General features: G+C 71.1%; 13 protein-coding genes and 1 pseudogene. 7 read left to right on the forward strand and 7 right to left on the reverse strand.

The window, feature by feature from the left end; genetic code table 11:
• Positions 1–46: 46 nt before the first annotated feature.
• Complete coding sequence (locus tag ACQF4J_RS10080; RefSeq protein ID WP_427165490.1) at positions 47–2104, reverse strand: phosphocholine-specific phospholipase C; 2058 nt, start codon at positions 2102–2104, stop codon at positions 47–49.
• Positions 2105–2690: 586 nt separating this feature from the next.
• Here ACQF4J_RS10080 and ACQF4J_RS10085 point away from each other — a divergent pair.
• From ACQF4J_RS10085 to ACQF4J_RS10095, 3 genes are all read left to right on the forward strand, one after another.
• Positions 2691–5492 carry a BTAD domain-containing putative transcriptional regulator gene (locus ACQF4J_RS10085; protein WP_427165491.1) on the forward strand — a complete coding sequence of 934 codons (2802 nt, stop codon included), beginning with the start codon at positions 2691–2693 and terminating at the stop codon, positions 5490–5492.
• A gap of 109 nt (positions 5493–5601) precedes the next feature.
• Positions 5602–6054 carry a hypothetical protein gene (locus ACQF4J_RS10090; RefSeq protein WP_351571763.1) on the forward strand — a complete coding sequence of 151 codons (453 nt, stop codon included), beginning with the start codon at positions 5602–5604 and terminating at the stop codon, positions 6052–6054.
• Positions 6055–6154: 100 nt separating this feature from the next.
• Entirely contained in the window at positions 6155–7048 is an 894-nt protein-coding gene (locus tag ACQF4J_RS10095) for a helix-hairpin-helix domain-containing protein (protein WP_427165492.1), read from the forward strand.
• 33 nt (positions 7049–7081) lie between these two features.
• Here the strand turns inward: ACQF4J_RS10095 and ACQF4J_RS10100 are convergent, their stop codons facing one another.
• Complete coding sequence (locus ACQF4J_RS10100) at positions 7082–7360, reverse strand: hypothetical protein (protein WP_351571769.1); 279 nt, start codon at positions 7358–7360, stop codon at positions 7082–7084.
• A 205-nt stretch (positions 7361–7565) separates the two neighbouring features.
• Here ACQF4J_RS10100 and ACQF4J_RS10105 point away from each other — a divergent pair, with 205 nt between their 5' ends.
• The 4 genes and pseudogenes from ACQF4J_RS10105 to ACQF4J_RS10120 form a co-directional block, all read left to right on the forward strand.
• Positions 7566–8639, forward strand: a complete 1074-nt coding sequence (locus tag ACQF4J_RS10105) for an aromatic ring-hydroxylating dioxygenase subunit alpha (protein WP_351571772.1) — start codon at positions 7566–7568, stop codon at positions 8637–8639.
• A complete protein-coding gene (locus tag ACQF4J_RS10110; protein WP_351571775.1) occupies positions 8636–8812 on the forward strand; it encodes a hypothetical protein in 177 nt (58 codons plus the stop codon). Before ACQF4J_RS10105 ends, ACQF4J_RS10110 begins: the two co-directional genes overlap by 4 nt.
• The gene (locus tag ACQF4J_RS10115) at positions 8809–9744 is read left to right on the forward strand and encodes a PDR/VanB family oxidoreductase (protein ID WP_427165493.1); all 936 of its coding nucleotides are present in this window, start codon (positions 8809–8811) and stop codon (positions 9742–9744) included. The genes ACQF4J_RS10110 and ACQF4J_RS10115 overlap by 4 nt, the downstream gene beginning before the upstream one ends.
• 135 nt (positions 9745–9879) lie before the next feature.
• A pseudogene (locus tag ACQF4J_RS10120) lies at positions 9880–10155 on the forward strand (ABC transporter ATP-binding protein); the annotation flags it as partial.
• Positions 10156–10158: 3 nt separating this feature from the next.
• Here ACQF4J_RS10120 and ACQF4J_RS10125 read toward each other — a convergent pair.
• From ACQF4J_RS10125 to ACQF4J_RS10145, 5 genes are all read right to left on the reverse strand, one after another.
• Positions 10159–10554, reverse strand: coding sequence for a group I truncated hemoglobin (locus tag ACQF4J_RS10125; RefSeq protein WP_351571781.1), 396 nt, complete (start codon positions 10552–10554; stop codon positions 10159–10161).
• Between the two features lie 143 nt (positions 10555–10697).
• The gene (locus tag ACQF4J_RS10130) at positions 10698–12839 is read right to left on the reverse strand and encodes a discoidin domain-containing protein (protein WP_427165494.1); all 2142 of its coding nucleotides are present in this window, start codon (positions 12837–12839) and stop codon (positions 10698–10700) included.
• 69 nt (positions 12840–12908) lie between these two features.
• On the reverse strand, positions 12909–14507 hold the full coding sequence (locus ACQF4J_RS10135) for a glycoside hydrolase family 13 protein (protein ID WP_427165495.1): 1599 nt from the start codon (positions 14505–14507) through the stop codon (positions 12909–12911).
• Positions 14508–14537: 30 nt separating this feature from the next.
• Positions 14538–15398 carry a carbohydrate ABC transporter permease gene (locus tag ACQF4J_RS10140; protein ID WP_351806017.1) on the reverse strand — a complete coding sequence of 287 codons (861 nt, stop codon included), beginning with the start codon at positions 15396–15398 and terminating at the stop codon, positions 14538–14540.
• Positions 15395–16351, reverse strand: a complete 957-nt coding sequence (locus ACQF4J_RS10145) for a carbohydrate ABC transporter permease (protein WP_427165496.1) — start codon at positions 16349–16351, stop codon at positions 15395–15397. Before ACQF4J_RS10145 ends, ACQF4J_RS10140 begins: the two co-directional genes overlap by 4 nt.
• Between the last annotated feature and the right edge of the window lie 2 nt (positions 16352–16353).

Consider the following 16353-nt stretch of genomic DNA (forward strand, 5'->3'; position numbering starts at 1 on the left):
ACCGCCTTCATCACCTTTTACCCAGACGGCTTCCGTCACCTTTCGCCTAGGCGGTGATCAGCCCCGGGTCGCTCACCCCGGGCCGCCCGTTCTCGACGTGCCCGGCGAACCGCCGCAGGAACGAAGGGTCGGTCTCGGAGGTGACGGTGAGGTCGTACCAGCGCCGGCTCGCCGCCAGGTCGACGGTGTGCTTCACCGTGGCGCCGGGCCGGACCGTGAGGAACCGTGTCCTGCAGCCGTAGCCTCCGCTCAGCTTCAGACGGACCGTGCCGGGGCCCTTGTTGGTCAGGGTCAGCTCGATGTCGTCGCCGTGGTGGCGGGCGGTGACCTCGGGTCCCGCGGCCTTGTTCACGCCCTTGAAGGCGCGCAGGAAGCCGTTGGGGCCGTGCACGGTCAGGTCGTACGAGCCGCCGGAGTACGCCGAGTTCCAGGTGTCCGCCACCGTCTTCCCGGCCTCGGTCGTGTAACTCCACGGGCCGTCGGTGCGGTTGGCGGAGGTCACCAGGAAGGCGGCGCCCGCCTTCGCCCCGGAGGCGAAGGTGAGGGTGAACTTCCCGGCCGCCGTGTCCGCCGAACCGTCCACGTAGGGCGTGTACTTGAGGGGACGGGCGGGGCGCAGGCCGCGCTCCTGCTTCGGCAGCGAGCCGTTGGCCGGCGGGGTCGGCACGTAGTCGGGGTGACGGTTGTGGTCCGGCGGCAGGTAACCGTCCGTGGCGGGCAGGGCGACGGGCTTGACGTCCTTGTGGGAGAAGTCGAACGCCGAGGTCAGGTCGCCGCAGATGGCGCGCCGCCAGGGCGAGATGTTCGGCTCGTGCACCCCGAAGCGGCGCTCCATGAACCGGATGATCGAGGTGTGGTCCATTGTCTCGGAGCAGACGTAACCGCCCTTGCTCCAGGGCGAGACGACGAGCATCGGCACACGCTGGCCGAGCCCGTAGGGCCCCGTCGGGTGGCTGCCGTCGCCCTTGAACAGGTCGGGGCCGACGTCGACGGTCGACTTGCCCTGCGCGGCCGAACCGGGAGCGAACGGCGGGATCTGGTGGTCGAAGAAGCCGTCGTTCTCGTCGTAGGTGATGAACAGGGCCGTCTTCGCCCACACCTTCGGGTCGGAGGTCAGCGCGTGCAGGACCTGGGCGACGTACCAGGCGCCGTAGTTGGCGGGCCAGTTGGGGTGCTCGGTGAAGGCCTCGGGGGCCACGATCCAGGAGATCTGCGGCAGCTTGCCGCCCTTGACGTCGGCCTTCAGCCGGTCGAAGAAGCCCTCGCCCTTGGTCGCGTCCGTGCCGGTGCGGGCCTTGTCGTAGAGGGGTTCTCCGGGCTTGGCGTTCTGGTACTGCTTGAAGTAGAGCAGCGAGTTGTCGCCGTAGTTGCCGCGGTAGGCGTCCTGGATCCAGCCCCAGCCGCCGGCCGCGTCGAGGCCGTCGCCGACGTCCTGGTAGATCTTCCAGGAGACGCCGGCCTGCTCCAGGCGCTCGGGGTAGGTGGTCCAGGCGTAGCCCGCCTCGTCGTTGCCGAGGACCGGGCCGCCGCCCTGGCCGTCGTTGCCCGTGTACCCGGTCCACATGTAGTAGCGGTTGGGGTCGGTCGAGCCGATGAACGAGCAGTGGTAGGCGTCGCAGACGGTGAAGGAGTCGGCGAGCGCGTAGTGGAACGGGATGTCCTCGCGGGTCAGGTAGGCCATCGTCGTGGAGCCCTTGGACGGGACCCACTTGTCGTACCTGCCCCCGTTGAAGGCGGCGTGTCCGTCGTTCCAGCCGTGCGGCAGGTCCTGGATGAAGGCCAGGCCCAGGTCGTCGGCGTCCGGGTGGAACGGCAGGATGTCCTTGCCGTTCGCGTCGGCCTGGTACCAGACCGGCTTGCCGTCCTGCCGGGTCACGGCCGGGCGCGGGTCGCCGAAGCCGCGGACGCCTCTGAGGGTGCCGAAGTAGTGGTCGAAAGAACGGTTCTCCTGCATCAGGACGACGATGTGCTCGACATCCTCGATCGACCCCGTGCGATGGTTCGCGGGCAGCGCGGCGGCGCGCTGGATGCTGCTGGACAGGGCGGTGAAGGCGCTCGTGGCGCCCGCGAGTTGGAGGAATCGGCGCCGATTGACTTCGGGCATGGGTGAGTGCCTCTCATCCTGGGTGCGGATGCCGGAACGTGACGGATTGCGCGCGGTGCGAGTGTTCCAAGAGCGACAAACGTCAGGGAAGGGTGCGGTGGCGTCTGTGTGAAAGTCGTCGGTACGAGCGGTGCGGCGCGAACGCCGTGCGCCGTGCGGTGGACGCCGTGCGGTGGGCGCCGTGCGGTGGGCGCTGTGCGCGGTGCCGTGTGCGGTGGGCGCCGTGCGGTGGGCGCCGTGCGGTGTGCGGTGGGCGCCGTGCGGTGTGCGGTGGGCGGTGGGCGCGGTGCGGTGGGCCGACCACGAGACGGCCAGTAGGCAGCCGCTCGCCGCATCCCTCGCCGCCTCCCTCGGCAACGCGATCGTCTGCTCGCCCGAACTCGGCTCGATGGGAGGGGAGTTGACCCAAGCGACAGGGGTGCCGAAGGGCGACTCCGCTCGGTTGGAAGGCTTGGCGACGAGGCGCCGAATGTCCGGATTGGATCTTTTTCCGCTGATAGAGTCGCCGCGGCGGAACAGTCGTCCCACCCCCGTGGCCACGAGGCCGTCGTCAGGAAGGTGGCGACGTCCCGCATCGGGGGGATCGATGCCGCTCATCGCCAAGGGACTCGCGCCCTGCCCGCCGGGCAGGGCCCTCGACACCGTACTCAGCCCGGCCGTACTGCCGCCCTTCACGGAGGCGGCGCAGGGGGGACTCACCGTCCTGCAGGCACCGCCCGGCTGTGTCCTGGGCGAGGGACTGGCCGCCGCACTGGCCGGCGCGGGCAGACTCCCGCTGTGGCTGCGGCTCGGTGTCGAGGACGGTGATCCGGCGACCTTCCTCATCTCCCTGTCGGCCGCCGCCTGCCGACAGCGCGCCGGTGCCGCGCGGAGCACCCGGGAGTTGCTGCGCGCCCGGCCGGGTCCCGTCTCGGGCTGGCCGCCGCTGTTCGGCAGCCTCGCGTCCGAGCTCGTGCCCCTGCTGGCCGGGAAGGGCGCCCTCGTACTGGAGAACGTGGATCACGCCTCGGCACCGTCACGGACCCTCTCCCTCGTTCTCGCCCATCTGGTGCCGGCCCTCGTGACCGCCGGCGTTCCCTGCGTCCTCGTGGGTCACCGGCAGGTCCCCCAGAGTCTGCTCAGCGCCCGCGACGTCCGCCGTTGCGGACCGGAACTGCGGCTCGCGCCGGGCGCGCTGGAACGCCTCCTGGACGGCGCCGTACCGGTGCCCCGACGCTCGAGGCGGCGGCTGCGCGGCCTGTGCGGCGGCCGGGTCGCGGTCGTCGACGCGGTCCGCAGCGCGCTGGTCCTCTCCGACGTCCGGGAGGTGGAGTGCGCGCTCGACCGGGCCACGGACGTGGACGACCTCCTCACCCGGCTGGCCGGGACGCTTCTGTACCGCGCCGACCGTGCGCAGCAGCGCGCCCTGGGGCGTGCGGTGCGGCTGGAGTACGACCATCCGACGCTGATGGGCGGCGGCCTGCTCCCGCCCGGCCCCTGGCTGCAGGGTCTGGAGGACGGCTGGACACGGGTGCGCACGGTGTGGCGCAACCCGCTGCGCGCGGTGCTCGACCGGCGCGCCTCGCCGCTGCACGAGGAACTGCGGCGTGCCGCCGAGCAGTTGGTTGCGCTCGACGCCGTGGAGAACGCCGTCCGGCTGTATCTCGACCTCGGTGACGCAGAGTCCGCCGCGCGCCTCGTCACCGAGCGCTCGGAGGGCCTGATGGACGACGGCCAGTGGGAGATGCTCGACGGCTGGATCGAACGGCTTCCGGAGAGCGCGCTGGCGGCGCACCCGCAACTCCTGTATCTGCGGGCCGAGATGGCGGCCGCTTCGGGGGCCGCGGCCAGGGCCCGGCACTGGTTCGACGTCGCCGCCTCCCGGTTCACCGGTGCCGCGGACTCCGACGGCGCCTGCCGCAGCATGCTGGCCGCGAGCGTCGTGGCGGCCGGTGCCGGAGATCTGGTCACCGCCGCCGACCGGGCCCGCACGGCCCATGCGCTCGCCGAGCGCGACGGCCTTGCCGAGCACCGGAGTTGGGCCGGGTGGCAGCGGGGCCGGCTGGCGCTGCTGGCGGACGACACCGAGAGCGCGCTGGCGCACTTCGCCGGGATCACCGCCGCTCCGAGCCTCGACGCCGCGGTGCCGGAGGACGACCCCACGGCCTCGCCCGTGCTCGCCGCCCACCACCTGGCGCGGCAGGTGCGGGGACTGCGTCACGAACAGGCCCTGCACCGGGAATCCCTGACCGTGCTCGAGGAGGTGGAGCGCGACGTCCTCGACCGGATCACGCACAGCGCGACGCCCCCCGCGGACCGGCTCGACCAAATGGTCGGCAGATGCGGCTGGTCGCACGCTCCGGTCCCGCTGAAGCTCCTCGGCGTCGCGGCGCCGGCCACCCGGGAGGCCGACCGGCCGAGCGGCCCCGCCGAGGGGCTGTGGGCGGAGTTGTGGCGCACGTTCAGGAGTGCCCGCCGGGACGCGGAGGGGGCGCCGCCGACGGTTGCGCCCGACGCCCTCGCCGCGCGGGACACACCGCCCCCTCTGTCCACGCGGGACACACCGCCTCCTTCCTCTGTGCGGGACGCACCGCCCGCGGCGACCGGCGGGCCCGCCACGACGTCCGGTACCGCCCCCGCCCGGTCGTCGCGTGTGCTCGCCGTCCATCTGCTCGGCTCCCAGGTCGTCACCGTCGAGGACGTGCCGACGGACAGGTTCACCGGCGGTCGTGCCCGCTCGCTCCTCGCCTACCTGCTCACCCATCGCGACCCCTGGCCACGGCGTGAGGCGCTGATGGAGCTCTTCTGGCCGGGCTCCACCCAGGTGGCCGCCCGCAACAGCCTGAACGTCGCCATCCACGGTCTGCGCCGGACCCTGCGCGCGGTCACCCCCGATCCGGTGATCGTGTACGCCGACGGCGCCTACCGGCTCGCCGACGACATCCGGCTGTGGCTGGACGTCGAGGAGTTCGAGCGGCGCGCCGAGCGGGGGCGTCGGCTGGAGGATGCCGGACGACTGGGCGGCGCGATGTCCGAGTACGAGGGGGCAGCGGACCTGTACCGGGGCGATCTGCTCGCCGACGATCCGTACGAGGACTGGCCCGTGCTCGACCGCGAACGGCTGCGGCTCGCCCATCTCGACGTGCTGGACCGGCTCGGCGGTCTCTTCTTCACCTTCGGGCGGTACGCGTCGTGCGCGGCGCTGTGCCGACGCATCGTCGAACTCGACCCGTGCCGCGAGGACGCCCACCGGCGCCTGATGCGCTGCCACTGCCGACAGGGCCGGCCGCACCTGGCGCTGCTGCAGTACCGCACCTGCGCCCAGCTGCTCCAGGACGAGCTCGGCGTCCTCCCCGGCCCGGCGACCGACGACTTGCGTGACCGGATAACCCGGCATGACCCGATTTGATCCGCGATTAAATCCAGGACCCCGCACGGCTAAGCGCGGGGGGAGACGGCGGTTAAGCGGCGGGCGGTATGCCGTTGGGCAGATACCACCGGCCGAAGGGAGCCGCACCATGCCCACCGAACCGAGCACGGACCTCAAAGTCGTCGAGCGCCTCCAGGTACTCGACCCGAACGGCATCCCGTCCAACCTGATCATCAGGAGGGCCGACCCGTTCCAGGTGGCGATCGACTTCGAGGTGCTCGCTCCGAGCGCCAAGGCCGTGCTGTGCGCACTGGCCTACGAGGTGAAGTACTTCGCCGAGAGCATCGGTCCCGGACCCGAGGTCGAACTCGGCACCGTCACGAGGAACACCGTCGCCGGACAGTCCGTGTACAACGCCACCACTCCCGCGGGGTCGGGAACCGCCCTCACCGTCCCGGGCAACACGCTCCCCGCGGGCATCGTCTACAAGCTCGCGGCCGTGCTCACCTTCAAGGTGCGCTGCCCGGGGGCGGGGTCCCCCGTCAGCCCGTACCCGATGAACGCGTTCGTCATCGGCGGGCCGGCCATCAACATCACGTAACGCGCCGAGGGACGGCCGGCCCTCCGGCACAGCGACAGCGGAGGACCGGCCTTCCGGCAACGGAACACCCCGGACCAGGCCACCCGAAGGAGCAGCGACCGTGGATCGCGGTAACGACATCATGGGCGCGGCGGACGGCGGTCCCCGCACGCACGAGTTGACGCGGATCGAGGGCATCGGCCCCAAGATCGCGTCCAGGCTCGCGGCTTCGGGGGTCCGCGACTGCGCGGATCTCGCCGGACGTTCCGGGGACGAGATCATCGGAATGCTCCCGGACATCACGGGGCTGTCGTCGGCCAAGGTGGAGCGCTGGCGCGTCCGTGCGCGGGAGATGGCGGCAGGCGCCGAACCGCCGGTGGACAACCGGCCCTACGAGAACTTCCTCGTCCGGCTGCTGCTGGACGAGCGCGGATCGATCCGCCGTACGACGGTGGAGCATGTGCAGAGCGGGGAGGGGCGGCGCTGGGCGGCGTGGGAGCGTGAGGCGCTGCTGGACTTCATCGAGAGCCGGGTCGCCGCGCCGCCGGCCCAGGGACCACACGCGGCCGGGGAGCGTGCACCGGAACCGTCCCCCGAGCCCGTCGCGCCGGAAGCGGGTGGGCAGGTCGCGGAGCCGGGTGACGCCTCAGGGCGGCACAGCGTCGCCCCGGGTCTCACCCTCGTCCTGGGGGACCGGCACCCCCTCCACGCCGACAGCGGGTTCGACATGGCGATCACGCTGGACCTCGCCGCGGCCGCTGTCCACGCGGACCGTCTCGCCTACCACGCCATCGTCGTGGCACGGCAGTTGGGCACGAAGACCCGCTTCACGGTCGCGTCCGAGGACGGGCTGATCCCGGTGAGCGCGCCCGTCATCCGGCTGGAGGGCCGGGGACTGCCCGTCGGCGTCTACCGTCTGGAGGCGGTCGTCGGTCTGCGCGAACCGGGGACGGAGCACGCGGGCGGCCTCGCCGCGACGGCCGAGGGCCTGATGCTGGAAGTGCCGGCGAACTGAGGAGATCCCCGGGCCACCGGGATTCCCCCGCTCTCACGCCGACGCGTCGTTCCAGTCGATGCCGTTGTCCCGCAGCCACCGCATGTCGCGCTCGGCCACCGGCTGCGGTGCCGGCGTGGTCTCCACGGCGCCCACCCGGACTCCGCCCTTGCCGCCGACGTGGGTGACGTCCTCGTCGCCCGGTTCGAGGACGACCTTCTCGTAGCGGGGCGGCCAGCGCAGCAGCATGCGCCGGTCACAGCTGAGGCAACTCCACTCCTCCGCGCCGGACTCGACCGTCCTGGTCAGAACCATCTCGTGCGTCCCGGGCATCGCACCGTCCTCCTCCACCCCCCTCGCCCCCACGGGAGACGGCGGGCAGGTACCCCGCCACTCCCCAGTGTTTCCGTGGAGCGCGGGACTCATGCTCGTGACCATGCATGTCCAGCGGCCCTTCCGTACGGCGGAAGGCGCTCTTGCGTCCCTCAACCGGCCCTCCCGACGATGTCGCCACGACCCACAGACGGGAGCCGCATCCATGCCTCACATCACCGCCTTCGCCAGGAACCAGTGGTACGTCGCCGCCTACAGCCAGGAGGTCGGGCGCGAGGAGCTGCTCGGCCGGACGATCCTCGGTGAGCCGCTCGTCCTCTACCGGACGGAGGAGGACGGCACGCCGGTCGCGCTGGCCGACCGCTGTGTGCACCGCCGCTTCCCGCTGCACGAGAAGCCCGGCCGGCTCGACGGCGACCGGCTCGTGTGCGGGTATCACGGCTTCACCTACGACACGTCGGGTACCTGCGTCTACGTGCCCGGCCAGAAGCGCATACCGCGCACCGCCCGGGTCGCCTCCTACCCCGTGGTCGAGCAGGACTCCCTGGTGTGGGTGTGGATCGGCGACCCGCAGCTGGCCGACGCGCAGACCATCCCGAGGGCCAGGCACCTGGACTCCCCCGGCTGGGTCACCGTGCGCGGCATGGAGCCCATCGACGCGGACTACGGGCTGCTGGTCGACAACCTCCTCGACCTCTCCCACGAGACCTATCTGCACGGCGGTTACATCGGCACGCCCGAGGTCGCCGAGACGCCGATCACCACCGAGGTCGACGAGGGCGCGGGCATCGTACGGGTGAGCCGGCACATGGACGACGCCGAGTGCCCGCCGTTCTACGCCAGGTCCACCGGCATCGAGGGCCGGATCACGCGCTGGCAGGACATCGAGTACCACGCGCCCTGTCTGTACCTGCTGCACAGCCGGATCGCCCCGGTGGGTGTGGTGCCGGAGGCCGACGGCAGCGACCCGAACGCCTTCCACACCGAGATCACGTACGCGATCACCCCGTCGTCCGACGGTCACGTCCTCGACTTCTGGATGGTCTCCCGTGACTGGGCGACCGAGGACGCGGAGGTCACCGAGTTCCTGCGGGGCAACAACCACACCGTGGTGATGCAGGACGTGGACGCGCTCAACCTGCTGCAACGGACGCTGGGTTCGGAGCGGACGGGGTACCAGGAGCTGAGCATCAACATCGACACCGGCGGTCTGGCCGCGCGCCGTATCCTCGCCCGGCTGGTCGAGGAGGGCGACAAGCCCGTGGAGAAGGTTCTGTGAGCAGCACCCCCACGGGCGAGATCTACCGCATCGACTGGCTGCCGGGCACCGACGTCCTGCACGGCACCTGTCACTGCGGAGCCGAGCACACTGCCCAGGACCCGGTCGAGATGTGGGAGTGGATGCTCGGCCACCCCGAAGGACACCGGCCACCGGAAGGCAGCGCCTCATGACCGTGTACGAAGCCGAACTCGTCGTCGGCAGCCGGGAGTTCGCGGCCGACGGCGTGCTCGCCCTCACCCTGCGCCATCCCCTCGGCGAAGACCTGCCGGCCTGGGAGCCGGGCGCCCATGTCGACGTCGTGCTGGGGCCGGAGCTGGAGCGGCAGTACTCGCTGTGCGGGAACCCCGCGGACCGTTCGGCGTGGCGGATCGCCGTGCTGCGCGAGCCCGCCGGGCGGGGCGGATCGGCCCATGTGCACGAGCAGTTGGGGGTCGGCGACAAGGTGCGGGTGCGCGGGCCGCGCAACCACTTCCGGCTGGAGAGCGCGCCCCGGTACCGGTTCGTCGCCGGCGGCATCGGCATCACACCGATCCTGCCGATGCTGGCCGCGGCCGAGGCGGCGGGTGCCCGGTGGACACTGCTGTACGGCGGCCGGACGCGCGACTCCATCGCGTTCACCGAGGAGTTGGCGCGCTACGGCGACCGGGTGATCGTCGCCCCGCAGGACGAGACCGGGCTCCTGGACCTCGGCTCCGTCCTAGACGACCTGCCGGAGGACACGCTCGTCTACTGCTGCGGTCCCGGCCCGCTGCTCGACGCGGTCGAGGAGCGCTGCCCGGCCGGGCGGCTGCGCATCGAGCGGTTCGCGCCCAAGGTCCAGGAGGACGGCGAGAACGGCGAGTTCGAGGTGGAGCTGGCACAGAGCGGCCGTACGGTCACCGTCGCGCCGGACGTCTCGGTGCTGGACGCCGTGCGGGCCGCGGGCGTCGAGGTGCTGTTCTCCTGCACCGAGGGCACCTGCGGCACCTGCGAGACCGACGTCCTGGAGGGCACCCCGGAGCACCGGGACTCGGTGCTCACGGACGCGGAGCGGGAGAGCGGGGAGACGATGATGATCTGTGTGTCCCGCTGTCGTGGCAGGAGGCTCGTGCTGGATCTCTGACCCCCCCGCCCGGCTCCTGCGAAGTGTCAACAATTTCGTCAGCCGAACCATTGACCGCGTGGAGCGCGGCGCTCTAGGTTCCGTGCACGCCAGTTGAGCACTACTGTGCGGTGCGCGCACAGCCTGTAGGAACACCTGGAGGACCTGGTGCGCGGGCTGTGGCGGGAGCGCGGCATCACGATCCTGTTCGTCACGCACGACATCGACGAGGCCGTCTACCTGGGCGAGCGGGTGGTCGTGCTGTCCGCCTCCCCCACCGTCGTACAGGAACAGCTGAAGGTGGATCTGCCCGTCGAGCGCGACCAGTTGCACACCCGCGTGGACCCGCGCTTCGCCGAACTGCGCACGCGGGTGTACGAGCAGATCCAGGCGGCGAAGCGCGGACCGGCGGCGCCCGCCGACCGGGGCTGAGCGTCAGGCGGTGACGATGTCCGCCTTGAGCGGGAGCAGGGTCTGGGCGATCGTGCCGATGGTCGCCTCGTCCACGCCCGCCTCGGTGAGGGCGCCGGCCAGGTGGCTCACGACCTTGCCGAAGGCCTCGTCCGTGATGGCCAGATGCTCGTGGGCCCTGCGCATGGAGCGACCGGAGTAGGGGCGGTTGGCGCCCAGGGCCTGGCCGATGAAGCGCCGTTGGTGCTGCTTGAGAACGTCCAGATCCACTGCCGTGAAGTACGGCTGGAGATCGGGGTCGCCGAGGACCTTGTCGTAGAAGATGTCGACGACGGCCCCGACGGCCTCCTCCCCGCCGAGCTGCTCGAAGAGGGTGGGGGACGTGGCCGGGGCCGGCGCGCCGGAGGTGGTGTCGGTCATGGTGTCAGCGTCGCGACGCCGTCTTGCCGGAGCGTGAGGAGACGGTTTCCGGGCTGTCAGAAGGCCCTCCGGCGGGCCCAGGACCGCAGTGAGCTCTTGGCAACCGGCTCCTCACGCGCCGAGTGGACGCCGGAAACACCTGGTCAGCTGGTCAGGTACGCCTCCACCTCGCTGAACTGGCCCGCGGGCCAACCGGTGTTGGCGCTCACGGACAGCCGCAGGTACCGCAGGGTCGTGCTCGCGGGCAGCGAGACGGTGGCCGTGTTGCCGCTCGCCGGGTCGAAGCGGTAGCCGGCGGAGCCGACGACGGTCGAGTAGGTGGAGCCGTCGGTGCTGCCCAGCACGGTGATGGTCTGGGTCCGCGCGCCCCATGCGGAGGAGGGCGGCAGCTTCAGCACCAGACGTCGGACCGCGTAGGACGAGCCGAGGTCGACCGTCCAGGACTGCGGGAAGGCGTTGTTGGTCGACTCCCAGTAGCTGTTGGCGTCACCGTCGACGGCCTTGCCGGGCGTGTAGACGTCCTGCGAGCCGGTCGCGGTCGCCGGACGGCCCTTGGCCAGGTTGCGGCCCGGGTCGGGGTCGGGGTTGCCCTGGCCCGGCTGCGGCCAGGTCGAGCAGTCCGACCAGGTGCTGCTCCAGCCGGAGTTGCCGCCGCCGTCGGTGAGGCTGAAGGTCCCCGAGTTCGCCGGGTAGGGGCAGTTGTAGACACCGGCGACGCCGACCGCGGTGGCGGTGACGTTGCGGAAGGTGGCGGCGCCCTGCGCCTCGGCCTGGACCACGACCGTGCCGCTGTTCTTCACGGTGGCGCCGTCCACGGTGACGTTGCGGACGGGGTAGCCCTGCCCCCCGCCCGAGACGAACTCGAAGGCACTGTACGGGCTGTCGGTGATCGTCGTGTTGGTGATGTTCACCGTCGCGTTGATCGCGCTGTCGTAGGAGTCGACGCGCAACGCGCCCATCGGGTGGTTCCAGTTGGGGTTCATCGCGCCCGCGCGGACGAGGGTGTTGCCGTCGACGGTGATCGTCCCGGCGAGCGGGGAGAACGGGTCGAGGAACTTCTGGTTGGAGATCGCGATGCCGCTGCCGAGGGCGTTGGTGTCGGAGACCAGGTTGTTCTTCACGGCGATGTCGGTGCCGCCGTAGATCGCGATGCCGTTGGCCAGGTTGGGCTGCGAGATGGTGTTGTTCTCGAAGCTGCTGTTGCTGTCCGCGCCGTTCAGCGACCACATGGCGAGCGAGTCGTCGCCCTGGTTGCGCAGGAAGTTGCCCCGCACCCGGACCCCGTGGGCGTTGCCGTTGAGGTTGAGGCCGTCGGCGGTGGTGTCGAGGATGCGGCTGTTCTCCACGACCAGGTTGTCGTTGTTGCCCATCAGCCACAGGCCGACCTTCATGTGCTGGATCCACATGCCGGAGACCGAACTGCCCGGTCCCAGAGCCCCGTTGACGAAGTTGTCGGGGTTGGAGTCGACGCGTTCGGTGACCTCGCCCATGACCGCGAAGTCCTTGATGTGGACGTTGCCGGAGGAGCTGGACTGGTCGATGAAGCGGGAGGTGTGCACGACCGAGTACCAGCTGCCGGCGCCCTGGAGGGTGACGTTCTGGACGCCGCTCAGGGAGGAGGTCAGCCGGTAGTCGCCCGGCGGGATCCACACCGTGCCGCCCTGCGCGGCGGCGATGGCGTCCCGGAAGGCCTGGGTGGAGTCGCCGTTGCCGCTGGGGTCGGCCCCCTTGGAGGTGACCGAGACGGAACCCGCGGGCTGGCCCGAGGCCTGCCCGACCTGCTCGAAGTCCGCGACGTCGACGGTCGCTTGGGTCCCGGTCGCCTGGAAGGCGACCTTGTCGCCCTGCTGGACGTTCTGGCCCAACAGCAGCCGGGCGTCGTCGAAGAAGTGGTGCGTCTTGGCGCCGGGGATCCATCCGGTGTCGATGTAGGAGTACTTGGAGGTCACCGGCAGGGTCTTGGAGATCTTGGTGCCGTTGACGTACACGTCGAGCGAGCCCGACTGGCCGTCGGGGACGCTGTAGGCGAGGTTCACTGCGTTGGCCGCGCGCGGCACGGTGAACTCGACGCGCTGCCCGGCGGACAGGCGGACCGCCTGGCGCCCGGAGGCCTCGGAGGCGAGGGTGCCCTGGGTGTAGTCGGGGCCGATCTTCGTGCCGGTGGTGGTGGCCGACTCGGCCTCGACCGAGGCGAAGGGCAGGTCGGCGCCGGCCGCGGCGTGGGCGGCGGGAGCCGTCGCGGTGAGCAGGCCGGCGAAGAGGGCGACCACCATGGCGGCTGGCATGCCCCTGACAGTTCTGCGCATGTGCTGATCCCTTCGGGAGTGGGGGTGAGGGGATGGCGGGACGCGGTCTCAGGCGCGCAGCCAGACCGCGGTGTCCGTCGGCAGCCGTCCCTCGTCGTCCAGGGGGCCGCTGCCGAGCAGCAGTCGGGAGTGGTCCGGCAGCCGTGCGGGCGTGTCGGCGAGGTTCACCACGCACAGGGCGTCGGCGCGGGCGAAGGCGAGGACACCCTCGGGCGAGGGCAGCCAGGTGAGGGGGCCGGTGCCGAAGACCGGGCGGAGCCGGATTCCGGCCCGGTAGAGGGCGAGCATCGAGCCGGGGTCGGCGGCCTGGACGTCCGCGGCGTAGCCGGACCAGCCGGCGGGCTGCGGCAGCCACGGCTCCTGCCGCGAGCCGAAGCCCGCGTAGGGAGATGCGGCCGCCCAGGGCAGCGGCACCCGGCAGCCGTCGCGTCCGGGGTCGGTGCCCTGGGAGCGGAAGTACATCGGGTCCTGGATGCTCTCGCGCGGGATGTCGGCCTCGGGCAGGCCCAGTTCCTCGCCCTGGTAGACGTAGACGGCTCCGGGCAGGGCGAGCGAGAGCAGGGCCGCCGCGCGGGCGCGCCGGGTGCCGAGCGCGAGGTCGGTGGGGGTGCCGAACGCCTTGGCCGCGAAGTCGAAGCCGGTGTCGGCGCGACCGTAACGGGTGACCGTCCGGGTGACGTCGTGGTTGCACAGCACCCAGGTGGCCGGGGCGCCGACCGGGGCGTGCTCGGCGAGCGTGGTGTCGATGGACGTGCGCAGGCGATCGGCCTCCCAGGGGCAGGACAGGAACGAGAAGTTGAAGGCCGTGTGCAGTTCGTCGGGGCGCAGGTAGCGGGCGAAGCGCTCGGTGTCGGGCAGCCACACCTCGCCGACGAACACACCGTCGTAGTCGTCGGCGACGGCCCGCCAGGAGCGGTAGATGTCGTGGAGTTCGTCGCGGTCGACGAACGGGTTCGGGTCGCGGCCCGCGACGAAGTCCGGCAGTTCGGGGTCCTTGGCGAGCAGCGCCGCCGAGTCGATGCGGACTCCCGCCACGCCCCGTTCGAACCAGAAGCGCAGGATGTCCTCGTGTTCCTGACGGACCGCGGGGTGGGCCCAGTTGAGGTCGGGCTGCTCGGGGGTGAACAGATGCAGGTACCAGTCCCCGTCCGGCAGCCGTGTCCACACCGGGTCGGTGGAGCCGACGAACTGGGACGGCCAGTCGTTGGGCGGGAGGTGGCCGCCCGGGCCGCGGCCGGGCCGGAAGTGGAACAGCTCGCGCTCCGGGCTGCCGGGGCCCGCGGCGAGCGCGGCCCGGAACCAGGGGTGCTGGTCGGAGACGTGGTTGGGCACGATGTCGACGATGGTGCGGATGCCGAGCTCCCGCGCCTCGGCGATCAGCTTCTCGGCCTCGGCGAGAGTGCCGAAGGCCGGGTCGACCACGCGGTAGTCGGCGACGTCGTAGCCGCCGTCCTTCATGGGCGAGAGGTACCAGGGGTTGAACCACAGGGCGTCGACGCCGAGTTCGGCGAGGTACGGAAGCTTCGAGCGGACGCCGGCGAGGTCGCCGGTGCCGTCGCCGTCACCGTCGGCGAAACTGCGGACGTACACCTGGTAGATGACGGCGGAGCGCCACCACTCCTGCCGGGCATGGCGGGGCTGTCCCACTGTGCTTGCCTTTCTGTCGGAGGGAGGGCGTCAGCCCTTGGTGCTGCCCGCGCTGATCCCGGCGATGATGTGCCGCTGGAAGAGGAGGAACAGGGCGACCATCGGGATGCTGGCGATCACCATCGCGGCGATGAGCACGGTCAGTTGGATGTTCTGCGACAGTTGGACCAGGGCCACGCTGATGGGCTGTTTGCCGGTGTCGGAGAAGACCATCAGCGGCCAGAGGAAGTCCTGCCACACGGCCACCAGCGCGAAGATCGACACGACTCCGAGGACCGGTCGCGACATGGGCAGCACGATCGACCACAGCGTGCGCAGCTTCCCGGCCCCGTCGATCTCCGCGGCCTCCAGCACGTCGCGCGGGAGCTGGTCGAAGAACCGCTTGAGCAGATAGAGGTTGAAGGCGTTGGCGACGGCCGGCAGCCAGATGGCGACGGGATCGTTGAGCAGACCCAGATCCGCCACGGTGAGGTACTTCGGTACGACCAGCGCCTGGGCCGGGACCATGAGCGTGGCCAGGATGCCACCGAGGATCAACTTGCCGAAGACGGGCCGCAGTTTCGACAGGGCGTAGGCCGCGGCGGTGCAGAACACCAGCTGGCAGGCCCAGGCGCCGGCCGCCTGCACCACGGTGTTCCACAGGTGCTGCGGAAGCTGCATCAGGTCCCAGGCGTCCGTGTAGCCGCCGAGGTGCCAGTGGGCGGGGACGAGGGTCGGCGGGGTCCGCGCGATCTCGTCCGGCGACTTCATCGCGCCGGTCACCATCCAGTAGACCGGGAAGAGGAAGGCGAGGGCGAAGAGCAGGACGACGGCCGTGAAGACGCTCCAGTACAGCGCCCTGCCGCGGGGGCGGGCGAGGACCGCCGGGGAGATCAGGGTCCGGGTGCTCACGCGTCCCCCTCTCCGGACCGGGTCAGTCGCAGGTAGACGGCGGAGAAGGCGCCCAGAAGCACGAGCAGCATGACGCTCAGCGCGCAGGCGCCGCCGAAGTCGTTGTAGAGGAAGGCGTACTTGTAGATCAGGTACAGGACGGTGACGGTGGCGTTCTCCGGCCCGCCGCCGGTGATCACGAACGGCTCGGTGAACACCTGCATCGTCGCGATGATCTGAAGCAGCATCAGCATCAGGATGACGAAGCGCGTCTGAGGGACGGTGACGTGCCGGACGCGCTGCAGCAGGCTCGCGCCGTCCAGTTCGGCGGCCTCGTAGAGCTCACCGGGGATGGACTGCAGGGCGGCGAGGTAGATCAGGACGGTGCCGCCCATGTTGGCCCAGGTCGCGACGAGGACCAGGGATACCAGCGCGGTGTCGGCGCCGTTGGACCAGTTCGAGGTGGGCAGGTGGAGGAAGCGCAGCGCCTCGTTGGCGAGGCCGGCCCCGGGGTCGTAGAACCACTTCCACAGCAGGGCGCTGACCACCGGCGGGATCATCACCGGCAGGTAGACCACGACTCTGAAGAAGGCCTTGGCGTGGCGGAGTTCGTTGAGGACGAGGGCCATCACGAAGGGGACGGCGAAGCCGATCAGCAGGGCGAGCAGGGTGAAGGTGAGCGTGTTGCGCCAGGCCGCGGTGAACTCGGGGTCGTGCCAGACGCGGGTGAAGTTGGCGGTGCCGACCCACTCGGGTGAGGAGCCCGGCGTGTATTTCTGGAAGGCGATCACGACGGCGCGGATCGCCGGATACCAGGAGAACAGCGCGAAGCAGACCAGGCCGCCGAGCAGGAAGCCGTAGGCGCGGGCCTGTTCGGCCAGGCGGCGCCGCCCCCGGCCCCCTACCGGGGGCGGCGCCGGGTCGAGGGGGGCGGCGGCCGTGGTGACCGGTCGCCGCTCGGCCGTCTTGGTCATGA

The organism is Streptomyces sp. C1-1, assembly GCF_050214755.1.
GTDB lineage: Bacteria > Actinomycetota > Actinomycetes > Streptomycetales > Streptomycetaceae > Streptomyces.

Bases quoted from the DNA above. Each gene is read 5' to 3' on its own strand.
- ACQF4J_RS10080 (WP_427165490.1), bottom strand. From the start codon at position 2,104: ATGCCCGAAGTCAATCGGCGCCGATTCCTCCAACTCGCGGGCGCCACG.
- ACQF4J_RS10085 (WP_427165491.1), top strand. From the start codon at position 2,691: ATGCCGCTCATCGCCAAGGGACTCGCGCCCTGCCCGCCGGGCAGGGCC.
- ACQF4J_RS10090 (WP_351571763.1), top strand. From the start codon at position 5,602: ATGCCCACCGAACCGAGCACGGACCTCAAAGTCGTCGAGCGCCTCCAG.
- ACQF4J_RS10100 (WP_351571769.1), bottom strand. From the start codon at position 7,360: ATGCCCGGGACGCACGAGATGGTTCTGACCAGGACGGTCGAGTCCGGC.
- ACQF4J_RS10105 (WP_351571772.1), top strand. From the start codon at position 7,566: ATGCCTCACATCACCGCCTTCGCCAGGAACCAGTGGTACGTCGCCGCC.
- ACQF4J_RS10115 (WP_427165493.1), top strand. From the start codon at position 8,809: ATGACCGTGTACGAAGCCGAACTCGTCGTCGGCAGCCGGGAGTTCGCG.
- ACQF4J_RS10125 (WP_351571781.1), bottom strand. From the start codon at position 10,554: ATGACCGACACCACCTCCGGCGCGCCGGCCCCGGCCACGTCCCCCACC.
- ACQF4J_RS10130 (WP_427165494.1), bottom strand. From the start codon at position 12,839: ATGCCAGCCGCCATGGTGGTCGCCCTCTTCGCCGGCCTGCTCACCGCG.
- ACQF4J_RS10145 (WP_427165496.1), bottom strand. From the start codon at position 16,351: ATGACCAAGACGGCCGAGCGGCGACCGGTCACCACGGCCGCCGCCCCC.